13 protein-coding genes are annotated in these 16230 nt (G+C 57.7%); 6 read left to right on the forward strand and 7 right to left on the reverse strand.

Features of this window, described 5'->3' with window-relative positions:
- Window positions 1–2: 2 nt before the first annotated feature.
- On the reverse strand, window positions 3–2117 hold the full coding sequence (locus AB5Y81_RS12840) for an OmcA/MtrC family decaheme c-type cytochrome (protein ID WP_201882374.1): 2115 nt from the start codon (window positions 2115–2117) through the stop codon (window positions 3–5).
- A gap of 259 nt (window positions 2118–2376) precedes the next feature.
- Between AB5Y81_RS12840 and AB5Y81_RS12845 the strand changes: the two genes are divergently transcribed.
- The 4 genes from AB5Y81_RS12845 (at window position 2377) to nrfD (ending at window position 5407) form a co-directional block, all read left to right on the forward strand.
- Entirely contained in the window at window positions 2377–2976 is a 600-nt protein-coding gene (locus AB5Y81_RS12845) for a c-type cytochrome (RefSeq protein ID WP_226008718.1), read from the forward strand.
- Between the two features lie 149 nt (window positions 2977–3125).
- A complete protein-coding gene (gene nrfB, locus AB5Y81_RS12850) occupies window positions 3126–3740 on the forward strand; it encodes a cytochrome c nitrite reductase pentaheme subunit (protein WP_201882373.1) in 615 nt (204 codons plus the stop codon).
- A complete protein-coding gene (locus AB5Y81_RS12855) occupies window positions 3737–4405 on the forward strand; it encodes a 4Fe-4S dicluster domain-containing protein (RefSeq protein ID WP_011706569.1) in 669 nt (222 codons plus the stop codon). Before nrfB ends, AB5Y81_RS12855 begins: the two co-directional genes overlap by 4 nt.
- Before the next feature lie 48 nt (window positions 4406–4453).
- Window positions 4454–5407 (forward strand): cytochrome c nitrite reductase subunit NrfD, encoded by a 954-nt coding sequence (gene nrfD / locus AB5Y81_RS12860; RefSeq protein ID WP_201882372.1) that lies wholly within the window; start codon window positions 4454–4456, stop codon window positions 5405–5407.
- 76 nt (window positions 5408–5483) lie between these two features.
- Here the strand turns inward: nrfD and lpxH are convergent, their stop codons facing one another.
- From lpxH to AB5Y81_RS12875, 3 genes are read right to left on the reverse strand one after another with little or no spacing between them, the layout of a single operon-like run.
- Entirely contained in the window at window positions 5484–6209 is a 726-nt protein-coding gene (gene lpxH, locus AB5Y81_RS12865) for a UDP-2,3-diacylglucosamine diphosphatase (RefSeq protein ID WP_017778663.1), read from the reverse strand.
- On the reverse strand, window positions 6206–6901 hold the full coding sequence (locus AB5Y81_RS12870; protein WP_201882371.1) for a DUF4269 domain-containing protein: 696 nt from the start codon (window positions 6899–6901) through the stop codon (window positions 6206–6208). The genes lpxH and AB5Y81_RS12870 overlap by 4 nt, the downstream gene beginning before the upstream one ends.
- On the reverse strand, window positions 6891–7388 hold the full coding sequence (locus AB5Y81_RS12875; protein WP_005302674.1) for a peptidylprolyl isomerase: 498 nt from the start codon (window positions 7386–7388) through the stop codon (window positions 6891–6893). The genes AB5Y81_RS12870 and AB5Y81_RS12875 overlap by 11 nt, the downstream gene beginning before the upstream one ends.
- Window positions 7389–7578: 190 nt before the next feature.
- Between AB5Y81_RS12875 and cysS the strand changes: the two genes are divergently transcribed.
- Window positions 7579–8955, forward strand: a complete 1377-nt coding sequence (gene cysS / locus AB5Y81_RS12880) for a cysteine--tRNA ligase (RefSeq protein WP_201882370.1) — start codon at window positions 7579–7581, stop codon at window positions 8953–8955.
- Window positions 8956–9714: 759 nt separating this feature from the next.
- Here the strand turns inward: cysS and AB5Y81_RS12885 are convergent.
- Both AB5Y81_RS12885 and AB5Y81_RS12890 read right to left on the reverse strand, forming a co-directional pair.
- A complete protein-coding gene (locus AB5Y81_RS12885) occupies window positions 9715–11550 on the reverse strand; it encodes an ATP-binding protein (RefSeq protein ID WP_279484137.1) in 1836 nt (611 codons plus the stop codon).
- Between the two features lie 3 nt (window positions 11551–11553).
- A complete protein-coding gene (locus AB5Y81_RS12890) occupies window positions 11554–12732 on the reverse strand; it encodes an SIR2 family protein (protein WP_279484138.1) in 1179 nt (392 codons plus the stop codon).
- Window positions 12733–14349: 1617 nt separating this feature from the next.
- Here AB5Y81_RS12890 and AB5Y81_RS12895 point away from each other — a divergent pair.
- Window positions 14350–15363 carry a diguanylate cyclase gene (locus AB5Y81_RS12895; protein WP_041207215.1) on the forward strand — a complete coding sequence of 338 codons (1014 nt, stop codon included), beginning with the start codon at window positions 14350–14352 and terminating at the stop codon, window positions 15361–15363.
- 60 nt (window positions 15364–15423) lie between these two features.
- Here AB5Y81_RS12895 and AB5Y81_RS12900 read toward each other — a convergent pair whose 3' ends face one another.
- The gene (locus AB5Y81_RS12900; RefSeq protein ID WP_005302657.1) at window positions 15424–16170 is read right to left on the reverse strand and encodes an ABC transporter substrate-binding protein; all 747 of its coding nucleotides are present in this window, start codon (window positions 16168–16170) and stop codon (window positions 15424–15426) included.
- Window positions 16171–16230 lie beyond the last annotated feature (60 nt).

Consider the following 16230-nt stretch of genomic DNA (forward strand, 5'->3'; position numbering starts at 1 on the left):
TCTCAACGGAAGTCATACACCTTGTGAACCTTGTCGACGCCCTGCTCCTGCCCGACGGCATGGCAGGACGCGCACTGTTCAACCCCGGTGGCGGCCTCTATCGTCTCTGCACCAAAGATGGCGCCGTTGTTCTTCATGTGGGTGGCCCACTCATCCCCCGCGACCGGGCTGTCCGGCTTGACCAGTCCCAGCGGCGACTTGAGGTGGCAGCTGGCGCAGACCACCAGGGTCGGACTGAAGAACTTGGGCTGCTTGTTGTCCGCCGTGGTCGCCACCAGCGAGGGTCGTTCGTTCTGCTGGTTGGGCAGGTTGTACTGACCCTTGGTGTGGCAGGACTCGCAGTTGTTCAGCTTGCCCGGGAAGGTGGCATCACCGCTGCGATGGGAGCCGAAGGCGTGGAAGGAGTGCACGTGGTACTTCAGATCCCCCGGCACAGCCGCATAGAAGGAGGTGCGGGTGGCGTTGTGACAGCTGGTGCACTGGGCGAAGTCCTTGGAGGCGTGGGCCGAGCCCGCGTTGCCCTCGGTGTGGACGGCCAGATCCTTGTGACAGCCGTTGCAGGAGGCCAGATCCGCCCCTGCCTTGAGCACATAGTTGCCGTCCACCCCGCCTTCGGCCCGGAAGTAGGCCTTGACCGGATTGATAGGCACGTAGGAGAGGGCGCTGGCTGTGCTGCTGCAGGGGAGCAGATCCCCGGCGGCGAAGGCACCGTTGCGATCCGCCTTGCGGGCCACGCACACCTGCAGTTCGGCAACCGTGGCCGCCAGGGTGCCGCTCACCTCGTTACCCACCTCTTTGCGGCACAGGAAGCTGCCGCCGCCCTGGCTGTCGCATCTGGTGAAGTCAATCTTGTTGCCGGCGACGAAGGTTTGCGGGTTGGTGTAGCCCAGCTCGAAGCCGCTGCCCTGATCCCAGTTGACCAGCACGTAGGGAGCCTTGGCCAGATCGCCGTACTTGATGTACTTGAGCACCCCGTCCATGGTCTCGACCGGTGTGCCGTTGGCGGTCACGGTCAGCTCGACCTCGATGTTGGGCGCCGCGTAGCGCACGTCGTCAAACTTGAACACCAGCTTGTCGCGACCGGTGGCCTCGTTGGCGAGGTAGCCCATGTGCACGCTGCTGGGGGACTTGGTGTTGCCGGGCGTCTCGGCGTGGCACTGGGTACAGAGGGTGCCGCTGCTGATCTTGCCGTTGATGTGGCTGACGTAGCCGGTCGCCGTAGTGGAGTCCGCGTGGCAGGCGCCGCAGGGTTTCTCCTGGGCGTGCTGCCAGTTGTTGGCATCCGGGGTGGTGGGGGTGACGCCCTTGTGGCAGGTGTCGCAGTTGCGCGGATCCTGCGGGAAGTGGCTCACCAGCTTGGTGGCGGTGGCATCCAGGTTGCCGTGCAGCTTGTGCACCAGGGTGGTCAGATCGCCCCGTCCGCTGCCGGGCACGCTCTCGTTGTGGCAGGTGACGCAGAGCTTGGGATCGGCCCGGTTGCTGTGGTGAATCGGCTGCTTCATGTGGCAGCTGTTGCAGCTCTGCTGCTCCAGGATGTCGCGGGTCAGCAGCGGCGGCGTGCCGGCCGGCACCCAGTCCAGCACGTAGTCGGTGACCGGAATGTCGTTGCTGCCGCCAAAGTAGATGCCGAGGCGGTGCGTCGCTGCCTCATCCCAGCGGATCAAACCGTTGTTGTCCTGCGAATCGCTCGGATAAGGGTCGCGCACCGTGGTGGCATTGAAGGAGAAGGTGTAGCGGTACTGGCCATTGCCGAGGGCTTCGAGCTTGCCGCCGTTCTCGCCGGTGGGGCGGTTGTTCTTGGTGCTGTAGATGAAGCTCTTCCAGATCACGGGGTCTTCCCGCGTGGCGTCACGGCCGGGGATCACCTTGGCCAGGGTGAAGGAGGGGAGGGTGGTCCCCAGGTCATAGCCCTTGCCTTGCTTGTCGGTGACCTTGAACTGCACCGAGAGCTGACCGCTTTCGCCAAGTTGCGGGGTGGAGGCCGAGATCACCAGCGAATCCGGGGTGCCCGGCGGAGGGGGCGGTGGGTCCGTTTTGTCGTTGCCATCACCGCCGCCCCCGCAGGAGGAGAGGGTGAACACCATTGCTGCAGCCACCAATACTTTCCAGTATTTCATTCTTTTATCCTTTTTTATCGGACTTATTGTTCCATATATGAGCCAGCTCAAAAAATTCCCAAAAAGATACTACTTAAGGGTCAAAAGAGGACTGAATACGGTATAAATCATTTCCATCTTAATTGTAAGGTTTATATATTAGAGAGCGTTGATCTAAGTCTCAAAAACGGATCGAAAATCAACCTGGATTATAAAAATGTCTTTTTTAACTGGGGTTTATAGACCTTTTCTGGAAGAGGGATGAGAAATGAAACGCAGTATGAAGCTGGAAATAGTGGGACTGTCGCTGCTTTTGGGCTCTATTGGCACAGCACATGCCAGTCTGGACTCATTGGTGGATACATGTAACTCATGTCATGGAAATCAGGGGATCAGCACCCAGAACGATATTCCAACTATCGCAGGATTGGCAGAATCAAATCTTGCCGAGCAGTTGCGCACCTACCTCGACGGCCGGCCAGCCAAGACCGTTAATCATGTCACCGGTGATACCAGCAAGAAGGGGAACATGACCGACATTGTTAAGGGCCTTAGCGACGAGCAGATCGACGAGTTGGCGGCACATTATGCCGAGCTGCCCTACCAGCCGATGAAGCAGCCGTTCGATGCGGCGCTGGCCAAGGCGGGGCAAAAACTGCACGACGACTCCGGCTGCAAGAAGTGCCACTCCGAAGGGGGCTCGGTGGCCGAAGACGAGGCCTCCATCCTCGCCGGCCAGCCCAAGGGTTACCTGCTGACCTCCCTGCAGGAGTTCAAGGCCGGCAAGCGCAGCAACGACGAGAAGATGAACAAGGCCATCATCGCCATGAGCGATGCCGACCTCAAGGCGCTGGCCGAGTACTACGCAAGCCAGCAGTAACGTCGCTGCCCCTCCCGTTGACGCAGCCACCCCGCTTCTGGCGGGGTGTGGTCTCGTGTTCATGACCGTCAAAGGAGCTGTCACCAGCTCCTTTTTGTTGCCAGGCGGGCAGACGGCACCCTTCGGGTGCCACCGTTTCGGAGTTTCCTATGAAAAAGATCATCAAGTGGCTGCTGCTCGCCTCCCTGAGCCTGGGGATGAACCAGCTTGCCCTGGCCGCGACGACAGCAAGCGAGGCTGCCCCCGCAGCCCAGAGCGAGCAGGCGCAGCAACCCACTTTGGCCGAAAAGCAGGCCAAGGCGCAGAAGAAGAAGGCGGCCGCCAAAAAGGCCGCGGCCCGTTTTGCCAAGTGTGAGAAGTGCCACGACGGGGCTGAGGGGATGCACGGCAAGCATGGCCAGGTCACCAACCCCAACACGGGGGAGGCGGTTACCTGCACCAACTGCCACGGCAATGCGTCGGCCGATCACCGTAAACAGCGCGGCGGCATCGTCGATGTGATGCGCTTTGGCGACGACGCCTTCCCGCTGAGCCAGCAGAACGGCGTCTGCATGAGCTGCCATGAGCCGGACGATTTGCGCAAGGCCCTCTGGGCCCACGACGTGCACGCCACCCGGATCAGTTGCACCAGCTGTCACCAGCTGCACCCGGCCAAGGAGCCCATGGTGGGGATCCCCGAGAAGTCGCGCATCAAGCTGTGCGTCGACTGCCACCGCAAGCAGCACGAGGCCAGCCTCGGCGGCGCCGTCAAGGAGGGCTCATGAGCACGACCCGCCGCGACTTCATGGTGGGCATGAGCGCCGGCGCCCTGATCCTGCTGACGGGTGCCCCGCGTGCCCTGGCCAACAGCATGACCATCAAGGGCGTGCGCTACGGCATGATCCACGACGAGACGGCCTGCATCGGCTGCACCGCCTGCATGGACGCCTGCCGCGAGGTGAACCAGGTGCCGGCAGGGGTGGCCCGCCTGCAGATCCTGCGCAGCGGCCCGGTGGGGGAGTATCCGGCGCAGGAGTACCGCTTCTTTCGCAAATCCTGCCAGCACTGCGACAACGCCCCCTGCGTGCACGTCTGCCCGACCGGCGCCTCCCACATCCGGGCGGAGGATGGCATCGTCGACATCAACCCCGACCTCTGCGTCGGCTGTCGCTATTGCCTGGCCGCCTGCCCCTATCAGGTGCGCTTCATCAACCCGGTCACCCGGGTTGCCGACAAGTGCGACTTCTGCCGCAAGACCAATCTGGCGGCGGGCAAGCAACCGGCCTGCGTGGAAGCCTGCCCGACCAAGGCGCTGGTGTTCGGCAATCTGGACGATCCCAACAGCCCCATCGCCAAACGGCTGGTGCAGGAGACCACCTATCGCTACAAGCAGTTCCTCGGTACTTCGCCCAAGATGTACCGGGTGCCCAAAGGGGAGGTGAAGTCATGACTCCATCTCATCTGTATGACGCAGACCGGCTGACGGGAGGGAAGCACCATGTGGCATGATGCGTTTCACTTCGACTCGCTGGTGTGGGATGGCCCCATCGCCATCTACCTGTTCCTGCTCGGTATCTCGGCAGGCTCGGCCACCCTCTCGGTGCTGCTGCGCCGCCAGGGGGCCGGCAGCGAGAGCGGCATCATCAAGGCGACCGCCATTCTGGCGCCCGTTTCGGTGATCCTGGGGCTGCTTATCCTCATCTTCCACCTGGCCCGTCCCTGGACCTTCTGGAAGCTGATGTTCCACTACCAGTTCGACTCCGTGATGTCGATGGGGGTCATGCTGTTTCAGGTCTACATGGCGGTGCTGTTTGCCTGGCTGGCGGTGGTGTTCAGAGCCGAGATCGAGGCCCTGCGCCGACGCCTGCTGGTGGACAAGCTCGCCTTTGTAGACGGCCTGATTGGTTGGGTCGCCCGCCTCGAGCGGCTGCTGGCGCCGCTGTTGTTGCTGCTTGCCGTGCTGCTCGGGGCCTACACCGGCTTTCTGCTCTCCGCCCTCAAGACCTACCCCATGCTCAACAACCCGATCCTGCCGGCGCTGTTTCTGGTCTCAGGCATCAGCTCGGGGGTGGCCTCCACCATCTTGCTGGCGGTCACCCTGTTTCGGGAGGATGGCCACAGCCGCGGGGTGAGCTTCGTGCACCGCTTCGAGCGGCCCATTGTCGCCATCGAGCTGTTCCTGCTGCTCTGTTTCTTCACTGGCCTCTACTTTGGTGGCGGCCAGCGGGAAGCGGCCATGTGGGCGGCCATCGGCGGCGGCTTCTGGTCCCAGGTGTTCTGGTTCGGGGTCATCGGGCTGGGGATCCTGCTGCCCCAGCTGCTGGGGCTGGTGTGCAGTCCGGCCAAGGCTCATCAACCGGCCCGGCTGGCGCTTATCTGCAGCCTGAGCCTGGTGGGGATATTGCTGCTGCGCTACTTCATCCTCTACGCGGGGCAGATGACGGTGATGTAGCCGTTATAGAGGTAGATCGCAGGCAAACAAAAGGCGGGATCTTCCCGCCTTTTTTTATTGCCGCCAGCTGGCCTGGTCAGATCAGCGCGCGCTGCTCGAGGCGCTGCTCGCCGGGGCGGCAGACCAGTACCGAGCCCTGCTCGAACCAGTCCCCCAGCACGATGCGCCGGGCAGGCGCGCCGTCGAGTTGGAAGTCGTGGATGGCGGGTCTGTGGGTGTGGCCGTGGATCATCATCCGGCAGTCGTGCTGGCGCAGCATCTCATCCACTGCCGCCGGGGTCACGTCCATGATGGTCTGGCTCTTGTGGGCATTTTCCATCTGGCTCTGGCCGCGCATCTTGTGGGCGATGGCCTGGCGGCGCGCGAGCGGCAGCCGCAAAAAGAGCCAGCGCAGCCACTTGAGCTGGGTGATGCGGCGAAACTTCTGGTAGCCCTCATCCAGGGTGCAGAGCAGATCGCCGTGGCTCAGCACCACCCGCTCGCCATAGAGCTCGATGACGCAGGGATCCCCCAGCAATGTCATGCCGGCGCGCTTGGCAAAGGCCTGGCCCAGCAAGAAGTCGCGGTTGCCGTGAATGAAGTAGAGGGGCACCCCCTGCTGGCTCAGGGCCGCAAAGGCGTCAGCCACCTCGCCGTGGAGGGGATTGGGATCGTCGTCGCCAATCCAGAATTCAAACAGATCGCCCAACACGTAGAGGGCATCGGCGCCGGGGGCATCGTGCGCCAGAAAGCGTACCAGGGCGGCGGTCATGTCGGGCCGTTGGGCACACAGGTGAATGTCGCTGATAAAGAGGGTGCTCATGAGAAAGTGCGCTGGGCCCTGTTGAGGTGGCTGGAAGTGGAGGTAGAAAGGGGGCTTGTCGTCCCCGGTTGCCACGTCAATCGGGCAAGCTCGCCGCCCTCCAGGGTGAGCAGCGCGGCATACGGGTCGCCGGCAAGGCCCAGCAAGTGGCAGATGGCGGCCTCTCCTTTGAGCCCTTCCTCGAGGCGCAGGCGCAGCACCTCGTGATAAAACGCCGCGCCGAACTGCTCAAGCAGGGCGGCCATCAGGCTGAGGTGGCGCCAGCCGTTGAGGCGCTCGAGGGGATCCGGGGTGAGGTAGAGCTCAAGGGGCCAAGGGTGACCATCGGCGCCGGTGACGCTCTGCTCAGCCAGCCAGATGGCAGCGCCCTTTTGCGCAACCTGCCAGCCTTGGTTTGCCAGCGCTGCGGCAAACGCGGCCGGCTCCGGATGCTGGCAGACGATGTCGAGATCGCTGCCGGGGCGGTCGAGCCCGATGGCGACCGTGCTCACCAGCGCCAGATCGCTGCACTGCGCTGCCAGCTTATCCCACATCCCGATTGTGAGCAGGGCATGGGCCGAGCGTTGGCGCGGGTTGCCGTGGGCCAGGTAGTCAAGACGGCGCCAGTCGATGGGGCCGGCCTTCGCAGATGGAAAAACTGCGGCCGGGGCCGCAGTCAGTTCATCTCGCAGAAGGCAGAGATCACTCGGCAAGGGTCACCTTGGTGATCACGACGTCTTCGGTCGGCACGTCCTGGTGGATGCGGCCGTAGTTGCCGGTCTTGACGCCCTTGATCTTGTTGACCACGTCCATGCCGGCGGTCACTTCACCGAACACGCAGTAGCCGAAGCCCTGGGTGGTGGCGGATTTGAAGTCGAGGAAGTCGTTGTTGTTCACGTTGATGAAGAACTGGGCGCTGGCAGAGTGCGGCTCCATGGTGCGGGCCATGGCGATGGTGCCGACCTTGTTGGACAGGCCGTTGGCCGCTTCGTTCTTGATGGGGGCGCGGGTGTCTTTCTCTTCGAAGCCCGGGGCATAGCCGCCGCCCTGGATCATGAAGCCGTCGATGACGCGGTGGAAGATGGTGTTGTCGTAGTGACCGTCACGGCAGTATTGCAGGAAGTTGGCCACGGTTTCCGGGGCTTTTTCAGCGTTCAGGGTGAGGGTGATGTCGCCGTGATTGGTGTGCAGAGTGACCATGATATGTCCTTTCATTTGATGCGGGCGACCAGGTGCCCGCAGGTGTATGGCATAAAGTGGTGGCAATTCTAGCCCATCAGGGCCCTGCGGCATAGATGGTGCGCCTGATCCGGCACGTTTTCTGCCTCGTTTTCTACGCGCGATGCGGGTAGAATGGCAGGCCATTTTACTCACAGGCAGTGGTCATAAGATGCTGAAGATATACAACACACTCACTCGTCAAAAAGAAGAATTCAAACCTATCCACCCGGGCAAGGTGGGCATGTATGTGTGTGGCGTCACTATCTACGATCACTGTCATATCGGCCACGGCCGCACCTTCGTCGCCTTCGACGTGGTGGCCCGTTACCTGCGCTACAGCGGCTATCAGCTCAACTACGTGCGCAACGTCACCGACGTGGACGACAAGATCATCAAACGCGCCGCCGAAACCGGCGTCACCTGTGACGACCTGACCGAGCGCCTGATCGGCGACATGCACGCCGACTTCGATGCCCTCGGCATGGTGCGCCCGGACGTCGAGCCGCGCGCCACCCAGCACATCGGCGAGATCATCGAGCTGGTGCAATCCCTGCTGGATAAAGAGCACGCCTACGTGGCCGACAACGGCGATGTGATGTTCATCGTCGACTCCTACGCCGACTACGGCAAGCTCTCCGGCCAGGATCTGGAGCAGCTGCAGGCCGGCGCCCGGGTCGACGTGGTGGATGCCAAGCGCAATCCGCTCGACTTCGTGCTGTGGAAGATGTCCAAACCGGGCGAGCCGACCTGGGACAGCCCCTGGGGCCCGGGCCGTCCTGGCTGGCACATCGAGTGCTCCGCCATGAACTCCAAGCACCTTGGCAACCACTTCGACATCCACGGCGGCGGCTCCGATCTGCAGTTCCCGCACCACGAGAACGAGATCGCCCAGTCCTGCTGCGCCCACGGTGGCGACTACGTCAACACCTGGATGCACAGCGGCATGGTGATGGTGGATAAAGAGAAGATGTCCAAATCCCTTGGCAACTTCTTCACCATCCGCGACGTCTTGGCGCACTACGACGCCGAAACCGTCCGTTACTTCCTGATGTCTGGCCACTACCGCAGCCAGCTCAACTACTCGGAAGATAACTTGAAGCAAGCCCGCGCCGCGCTGGAGCGCATGTACACCGCCCTGCGCGATCTGCCGGTAGCCGCTGCTGCCGGTGGCGACGAGCAGGTGGCTCGCTTCAAGGAAGCCATGGACGACGACTTCAACACCCCGGAAGCCTACTCTGCCCTGTTCGACCTGGTGCGCGAGATCAACCGCCAGAAGGGTGAAGACATGGCCGTTGCTGCCGCGCTGGGTGCCCGTCTGCGCGAACTGGGCGCCGTGCTCGGCATCCTGCAGCAGGATCCGGATGCCTTCCTGAAAGGGGACGAAGCGGATGAAGAGGTTGCCGAGATTGAGCGTCTGATCGCCGAGCGCAATCAGGCCCGTGCCGACAAGAACTGGGCCGCGGCGGATGCCGCCCGTAACCGTCTCACCGAGATGGGTATCGTGCTGGAAGACAGCGCCGGCAAGACCAGCTGGCGCCGTGCCTAAGACCGGTGGCCCTGTTGCTGGCAACAGGTTGAGCCAATAAAAAAACCGCAGCCCTTGGGCTGCGGTTTTTGTTTGTGCCTCTTCCCTCGACACCTCTTAAGCCTCTGCGCTCTGTTTAAGCCTCGGTGGCCTGCGCTCTGATCCCCTCTCCCCTTGCGGGAGAGGGTTAGGGTGAGGGGGGCTAACGTCATTCCTCAGCGGAATGCCGTCCAACGCCTGAATGGCATGGCTTCGCCATGCAGGACGCGAGGGCCTTGCCCTCGACAGGGTTTCGCCCGCCCTTCGGGCTGGGGCGAGTGACTTTTGAAAGACCGCTCTCTTTGGCAAATAACACCAAAAGTCTTCTCCCCCGGCAATCCGCCCGCTTCGCGGGTTCCCTCGTCTCGTCCAACGGGTCGGACGGAGCGCCGCAGACGGCACTTTGGCCTACGCCATCCCTGGCTTCGGCCAAAGCCCGCTTCGAACATCCTTGTTCTCGCGCCAAATCGGGTCGAGCAGTGCTCGCCCTGATCCGATTTGGCCCCTGTGCCGGCTGCGCCATCATCCCTGATGGCGCTCCTGACCCGTTGAACTTGACTCGGCGGTTTGCAGGGGGAACCAATACCGTGCCCGCTCGTGGCTTTAGCATGCATGTTGACCGCCTTTTCCGCTGAAAGGGGAGAGCTGTGCAAGGGGGGGGAAATAGGGTTTTGGCTTGAGTAAAAAATGTTTGTGGAATAGAAATGAAAACCGCAGCTCAAGGCTGCGGTTTTTTAAACATTAATCTGTCATTCGTTTTGAGATTGCTTCAAGCTCATTTATATCGAGTCGTTTAGTCGCCCATCCTTTAACAAACGGTATTGTATGAGATCTAGGTAATTGATCTTTTTGAAGGTCATTAATCCTCACTCTTGATGGAAGTGCGGCACCTTCTCCTACAAAAATTGCTTCCTGTTGAGATAGAACTGATAGTGTACCAACCATACCTGATAGCCCGTCAGGTAAAAAGCGCGCGACGTGTTGTTGGTCAGCAGCATTTGTTAATCTCAATACAACCCACGTTCCACATTGAGAAATAACTGTGCTATCTACATCCGCGGGTCTTTGACTGACTAACATTAAACCAATACCATATTTTCTACCTTCTCTAGCAATTCTTCTTACTGCGCCTTGAGCAGCAGCATATTGTGCCTCACCTTTGTCAGGTACATATCTATGGGCTTCTTCACAAACTAGTAGTATTGGATCTCGTTCCTTCTCGCTCTGATTTTGAAAAACCTTATATTGAAAAAGCAAACGAGAAATTAATGCTGTAAGAGGACCTGCAACCTCATTTGGTAATCCAGAAATGTCTATTATTTTTATGTCTTTTTGTTCTGTTTTAGGTGCACCAACAAACTGACTTAATACATCATGGAGTTTTATATTGTTAGTGTGTGCATCCCAATTTGTCATCATGAATGACAGTCTTACATCTTGTTTTAATACTTTTAATTTATCTAGAACATCTGGAATAGATGATTTTGCTAGTTCTGAACTTGGTAAACTCTCATGAGACGTTCCCTTAAGTCGTCCACCTTGTATGAATCGTATGTGGTTTTCAAATTCGGTTAAGCAAAATGGTCTGGGTTTGTCGCGATCAAATGATAGTATTTCACTGATGTCATGCCCTTCACATAACACTGCTTGCTCTATATCAGTTATATTTGTGGAAAAGTTATGCCCAAATTTATTAGGACATGGTTCTACTATGCCTGCGGCAACCATCCTTGAGTGAGTTAGTGCTTTTTGAACTATATTATTTTGACTTGTTGCACTATATTCAGTTTTACCTATTACTAAGCTTGTAAACTCATCGCTAGACATTAGCCAATAAGGTAGGGAAATTTTCTCTTGTTGATCATTCTCTGAAATAAGATCATATGCCCTGTATGAAATAGCGCGGTCTCTGAACGCTACACTGTACTCTCCATGAGGGTCAATAATGATTATTTGAGGGGCGATGTTCTTTCCTGAGTGTTGATGTGAAAGAACGCTATGAATAATTGCCGCTACTGTTCCTGACTTTCCTGAACCTGTTGAACCCAACACAGCACAGTGCATACCAAACATCTTGTTTATATTTGCTCTGCATGGAGTAGCTTCTGATGTGCTGTACACGGCAAACGGCACTAGAGGATCAAACTCCTCATCACTTTCACCTTCCGCAGAACGATATACATGTGATATCTCTTCATTTGTAAGCAGATATACACCTTGTTGAGGTAGCGGGTAGGTTTTAATTCCTCGTCTAAAAAGCAACCGTTCCTCTAGATTGAGCCAACTGCCTTCAGCTAAGAGCTGGACTTCCATCAGCCTTTGGTCTGAATCAGCATTAATAGGTACTCCGGCATCTAATAGCTCTTCAGAGCGCATTCTCAGCATAGTGACCAAACCGAATATAATTTTTCGGCCGTAATGAATTTTCACCATGCTACCAATTTGTCCAATGGGGTATACTCTTCCATTATGTGTTCTGGTTAGCTCTGATATTTTTTCAGAAATCTCTACTTTAATACTCGTGCCGGCTACTTCTACAACTTGACCAATTCTTAACTCATCAGCTTGTATAAACATACATTACACCCCACATCCATATTTTAATATTGAAGATACACCCTTAAATGTCCACCAATAATCATCCGATGGCTTCCTTTTGAAGGGGCCTCTATTACCTACATACATGCCATGGATGGAGGCTATAATGACCCGTTTCCCAAAATTAGAGTTGCGCCATTTTTCTAGACATGCAGGTATATTATGCTTGCATTCTATAAATGCTATTAGAACAGTTTTATTATCAGCTTTTGATAATGCAAACTCGATTTCATTATTGATGTGATCATCGCCAAAGCTATATCCACATACAGCAAGGATATTACTGCTTTGAGAATTTAGTGATTTTCTAAATAAATCAAATTGAGTGGAGAAGGGATCTTGCTGTGTTGCAATATATTTTGTCGCTTGTGGGTATATTAGTACTCGGCGTGTAGTTTCGGGGTATTGATCGTTTTCACGAACTCTCCAGACATATCCCTTATCACATAAATACCAATCTATAGAACCATGCATTTTGATTAGATTAGCACGAAAGCCATCCGAACTTGTAGGCAATGAGTCGCCATAATTTAATGTTCTATGTGCGACGGCACCACCAGAAAATCCATCCCAATATGGTACTTTATTTAATGCCAGAGCATCTTCTAATAACGTGTCATAGTTGGTGGTGAATATGTTTACGGGTTTTCTCCGTTCATATATACCTGCTGATGCATAATTAAATAGGATATCTATGAAATTTAAATGTTCTTTAATGCAAACAATAGGTTTGGTTAACGTCCCTTCCTCAACTGTTTCCCCGGTTGAATTTTCTATATAACCGCATCTAATTGTGTTTGAAATAGATTCAATTATCACATGATGTGCACTTTCTAAAGTTGAGAGCTCAAAATCCTTATTATTTATTTTAGTCTTTTTCTCTTTTGTTCTCTCTGCTAATGCAGCATAATCACCTAAATGACTAAGTACATGCTCTATGTGACATGTATCAGGAAGCTCATTTAATAAAGGTGTTATTATCTCATCATAGATAGTTTGGTTGCTTTTTTGTAAATCCTTTTTAACTTTATTTGTTAGTGGGTACATTAATGGGAGCTTGGCATCATAACTTATCCCAGCTCCCATAAGCCAGTTTTGTTCGCTGCATTTTAAATGTTCTTCCAACTGAGTGAAAATATCGCTACCAATATCTTTTTCCATTTTTATTTCCTATTTTATGAATTAGAGTGTTTGTGATTTTTTATAACTTCAAAAATTAAATGAATAGAGTCGGCCTATTCGGATATAAAGTGTTATTTCGGTTAAACACTTCTTATCGGGCCTTATATATACAACCGTTTCCCGATAGGGATATGTGCGGCTTGCCGTTGTACTCACAATGATTTTTTTCACCAATGAAACCCTGTTGATAATTTCTGTTTCAAAGGTGCGATAATCTGGTCGAGCCACGGGGTGGCGGGTTGGATTTTGTCCCCCTGTTGTTCGCCGATGTGAGGCCGTTTGTCCAGGCCGCGAGGCAGGACGCCGAGCGAGCGCCGCTGGGCCATGGATGGCCCATCGACGCGTGCCGTCGGACAAACGGGTGAACCGAGGGAACCCGACGCAGGAGGGCGAACAAGCGGGGGATTAGACCTTTGGTGACTTTGGGTCTTTCCAAAGTCACTCGCCAAGCCGCGCAGCGGCGGCGAAACCCTGTCGAGGACGGAGTCCTCGTGTCCTGCATGGCGAAGCCGTGCCAATAACGTGTTGTCGGATAAAGACGTTACCCAACCCCTCACCCTAACCCTCTCCCACAAGGGGAGAGGGGACGGTTACCGCGGACGATTACGCTCCGCTAATCGACCCTACTCGACCCCATCCATTGATCCCAAGCCCTATCCCCCAAGGGGCGAGGGGATCATTTACCCCGGTGCAATGCGCTCCGCTTATTGCACCCTACGCCTCTCCCGCAAGGGGAGAGGGAATGGTTACCGCGGACGATTACGCTTCGCTAATCGACCCTACTCGACCCGATTCGACCTTACACATTGCCCCAAGCGTCCCCCGCGCATGGGGTAATCGGCACAGCCCCGGGGGCTGACGGGTGCGCCGGTCGAGGGTGCAACCCTCGCACCTTGCCGCAGGCGCGGGAGACCGGCTGGTCTCCGCCAAAGACGCTGCCGCCCCTGACTGTCGCCGCCACCTTGCGCCCTTGACCATCCATGAATATGCGGGGCCCAACGGGGGCCGATGGTCATCTTACGGAACCCGCCTCAGAGGGGCCATCCAAATCCATGAAATTAGTGATGCAACCATCAGAATTAAATGGTTTTTCTCCTTTGCTGCAGAGTGGCAACCGGCGGTTGACCCGTGGCCGGGGTGTGATGGAAGATGAGCCCCGAGCCCCGAGCCCCGAGCCCCGAGCCCCGAGCCCCGAGCCCCGAGCTGATCTGGTAGCCGAGTAGAGACAGGGGAGAGTGGCAGGCCGAGAGCTGAATCGAGTGGCGAGCCGAGTGAGGGGAATGGCAGGGGAGCGCCACGAATAAAGGTGGTCAGCGACTGGGGCCATCAGGATACCGAGCTCGCTTGAGCGCCACCGGCAAGTTGCCGCAGCCAATGGCTTCGCACGACAGGCACCGCTTGCTTCGGCAGTGGGCGCTGGTTACCCCTCCGATCGGGTTATCTCTCGTTGGCTGCAAACGGAGCGTGTTGCTAGACAATCCAGGGTCGTTCGGCGACAAAGGGCGGCAAAAGCGCAGAGATAGCGCCGCGATGGGGGCGGGCGACGGGTGAAGGGGCTATGGTTTCAGGAATAGACATGCAAGCAGGGAGGTGTGCATGGACAGAATATTGCAGGCGTTGTCGTTGCAAGTGACCGGGGCGCGGGATCTGGAGAGCCTGACCCGCCCGCTGCTGGAGATGCTCGAAACGGTCACCGGGCTCGAATCCACCTATCTGACCGAAATCGATTTTGGTCACGACACCCAACATATCCGCTATGCCCGCAACGCCGCCGACCTGCAGATCCCCGAGGGGGCCTCGGTGGCCTGGGGCGATACCCTCTGCCGGCGGGCCCTCGATGAGGGGCGCTTCTACACCGACGATGTGGCGCTCTGCTGGGGGGATTCCCAGGCGGCGCAGGCCCTTGGCATTCGCACCTATCTGAGTTGCCCGGTGCGCACCCCCTCCGGCTCCCTCTATGGCACCCTGTGCGCCGCCAGCGCCGAACACAAGCCGCTGCTGGCGGGCTCGGATCACCTGATCGCCTTCTTCGCCCGGCTCATCGCCGAGCAGGTGGAGCGCGAACAACTGCTGCAGCAGCTGCAGCAGGCCAACAACGAGCTGTCGCGCCAGGCGCTGAGCGACCCGCTGACCGGGCTGCCCAATCGGCGGGCACTGATGCACGAGCTCAACCGCCTCTTTTCGCTGGCAGAGCGGGTCGAACATCCGCTGTTGATAGGTTTTATCGATCTCGATGGCTTCAAGGCCATCAACGACACCCACGGCCACGATGCGGGTGACCTGCTGTTGCAACGGGTGGCGGCGGCGCTCTCCTGCGTGCTGCGCGGCGGCGATCTGCTGGCGCGGGTGGGGGGCGACGAGTTCGTGGCGGTGGGGATGGGGCCGCAGTGCGGCGACGAGACGCGGGAGGCGGCGGTACAGGGCTTCCAGCGCCGGCTGTTCGAGGCGAGCCTGGTGTCGCTCGAGCTGCCCACCGGAGTGCTCCATTATGCCGGTGCCAGCGTGGGGGTGGTGGCCACCGATCCGGCCCTCAGCACGGTGGACGAGGCGCTGAGGCTGGCCGATGCCTGCATGTACGAGGTCAAGCGCCAGCGTCGCCGGCCGAGCTGACGCGCAGGTGAGACAGGAAAACAAAAGGGGCCCCGCTGGGCCCCTTCTTCATGCCGCCCCTCAGCGGGCGGGGAAGTACTTGCTCTGGATCTGCTGGAATTCGCTGCTGGCCAGCACCTGGGTCAGGCCGCTCTGGAACTCCTTGACCAGCTCGTCGCTCACCGGGTGGCTGAAAGCGAAGCAGAACTGCTCCGAGCTCAACATCCAAAATACCTTGAACTGGGCGGGATCCAGCTGCTGGGAGGCGATCAGATCCAGCATGGTGGTCTTGTTGGTGGAGATGAGATCGACCCGGCCCGAGGTGAGCATCTTGAGCGCCTGGGGCAGGCGGTTGGCCGGCAGGATCTTCTGCTCGTCGAAGCCGTTGTTGAGCAGCAGCTGCTCCCCCACGTCGGCCCGCACCGCCCCTATGTTGTACTGCTGGGCATCTTCCAGCCTGGCTATCTTGACCGGGTTCTTGGCCAGTCCCATCAGCACGATCTCGGCGTAGCCGATGGGGCAGGCCCACTTGAACAGAGGATCCCGCGCCTCGGTGCGGGCGGTGGAGAAGAGCACCACGTTGGGTTTCTGGGTCAGCAGGTAGTAGCCCCGCGCCCAGGGCATGATGGTGACGGTCTGCGGCGGGGTGTTGGTCTTCTTCCACACCTGTTGCAGCAGCTCGACGGCGAGCCCGGTGGGGGCGCCCGCCTCGTTGGAGAAGTTGTAGGGTTTGTACTCTTCGCTGAGGTAGTGCAGCTTGCCAAGCTCGGGACTGGCCTGGGCCAGGGTGGCAAACACGAGTGCGGCGAATCCGGTCCATTTTTTCATTTTGGCCATCCTGGTGGGGTGTTGCGTCACTCTCAAGTGTTATCAAAGCCGGCCAAATCG

It is taken from the genome of Aeromonas sp. s2, assembly GCF_040907935.1.
In the GTDB taxonomy this organism is placed as follows: Bacteria; Pseudomonadota; Gammaproteobacteria; order Enterobacterales; family Aeromonadaceae; genus Aeromonas; species Aeromonas dhakensis.

Bases quoted from the DNA above. Each gene is read 5' to 3' on its own strand.
- AB5Y81_RS12840 (WP_201882374.1), bottom strand. From the start codon at position 2,117: ATGAAATACTGGAAAGTATTGGTGGCTGCAGCAATGGTGTTCACCCTC.
- AB5Y81_RS12845 (WP_226008718.1), top strand. From the start codon at position 2,377: ATGAAGCTGGAAATAGTGGGACTGTCGCTGCTTTTGGGCTCTATTGGC.
- nrfB (WP_201882373.1), top strand. From the start codon at position 3,126: ATGAAAAAGATCATCAAGTGGCTGCTGCTCGCCTCCCTGAGCCTGGGG.
- AB5Y81_RS12855 (WP_011706569.1), top strand. From the start codon at position 3,737: ATGAGCACGACCCGCCGCGACTTCATGGTGGGCATGAGCGCCGGCGCC.
- nrfD (WP_201882372.1), top strand. From the start codon at position 4,454: ATGTGGCATGATGCGTTTCACTTCGACTCGCTGGTGTGGGATGGCCCC.
- lpxH (WP_017778663.1), bottom strand. From the start codon at position 6,209: ATGAGCACCCTCTTTATCAGCGACATTCACCTGTGTGCCCAACGGCCC.
- AB5Y81_RS12875 (WP_005302674.1), bottom strand. From the start codon at position 7,388: ATGGTCACTCTGCACACCAATCACGGCGACATCACCCTCACCCTGAAC.
- cysS (WP_201882370.1), top strand. From the start codon at position 7,579: ATGCTGAAGATATACAACACACTCACTCGTCAAAAAGAAGAATTCAAA.
- AB5Y81_RS12885 (WP_279484137.1), bottom strand. From the start codon at position 11,550: ATGTTTATACAAGCTGATGAGTTAAGAATTGGTCAAGTTGTAGAAGTA.
- AB5Y81_RS12890 (WP_279484138.1), bottom strand. From the start codon at position 12,732: ATGGAAAAAGATATTGGTAGCGATATTTTCACTCAGTTGGAAGAACAT.
- AB5Y81_RS12895 (WP_041207215.1), top strand. From the start codon at position 14,350: ATGGACAGAATATTGCAGGCGTTGTCGTTGCAAGTGACCGGGGCGCGG.
- AB5Y81_RS12900 (WP_005302657.1), bottom strand. From the start codon at position 16,170: ATGAAAAAATGGACCGGATTCGCCGCACTCGTGTTTGCCACCCTGGCC.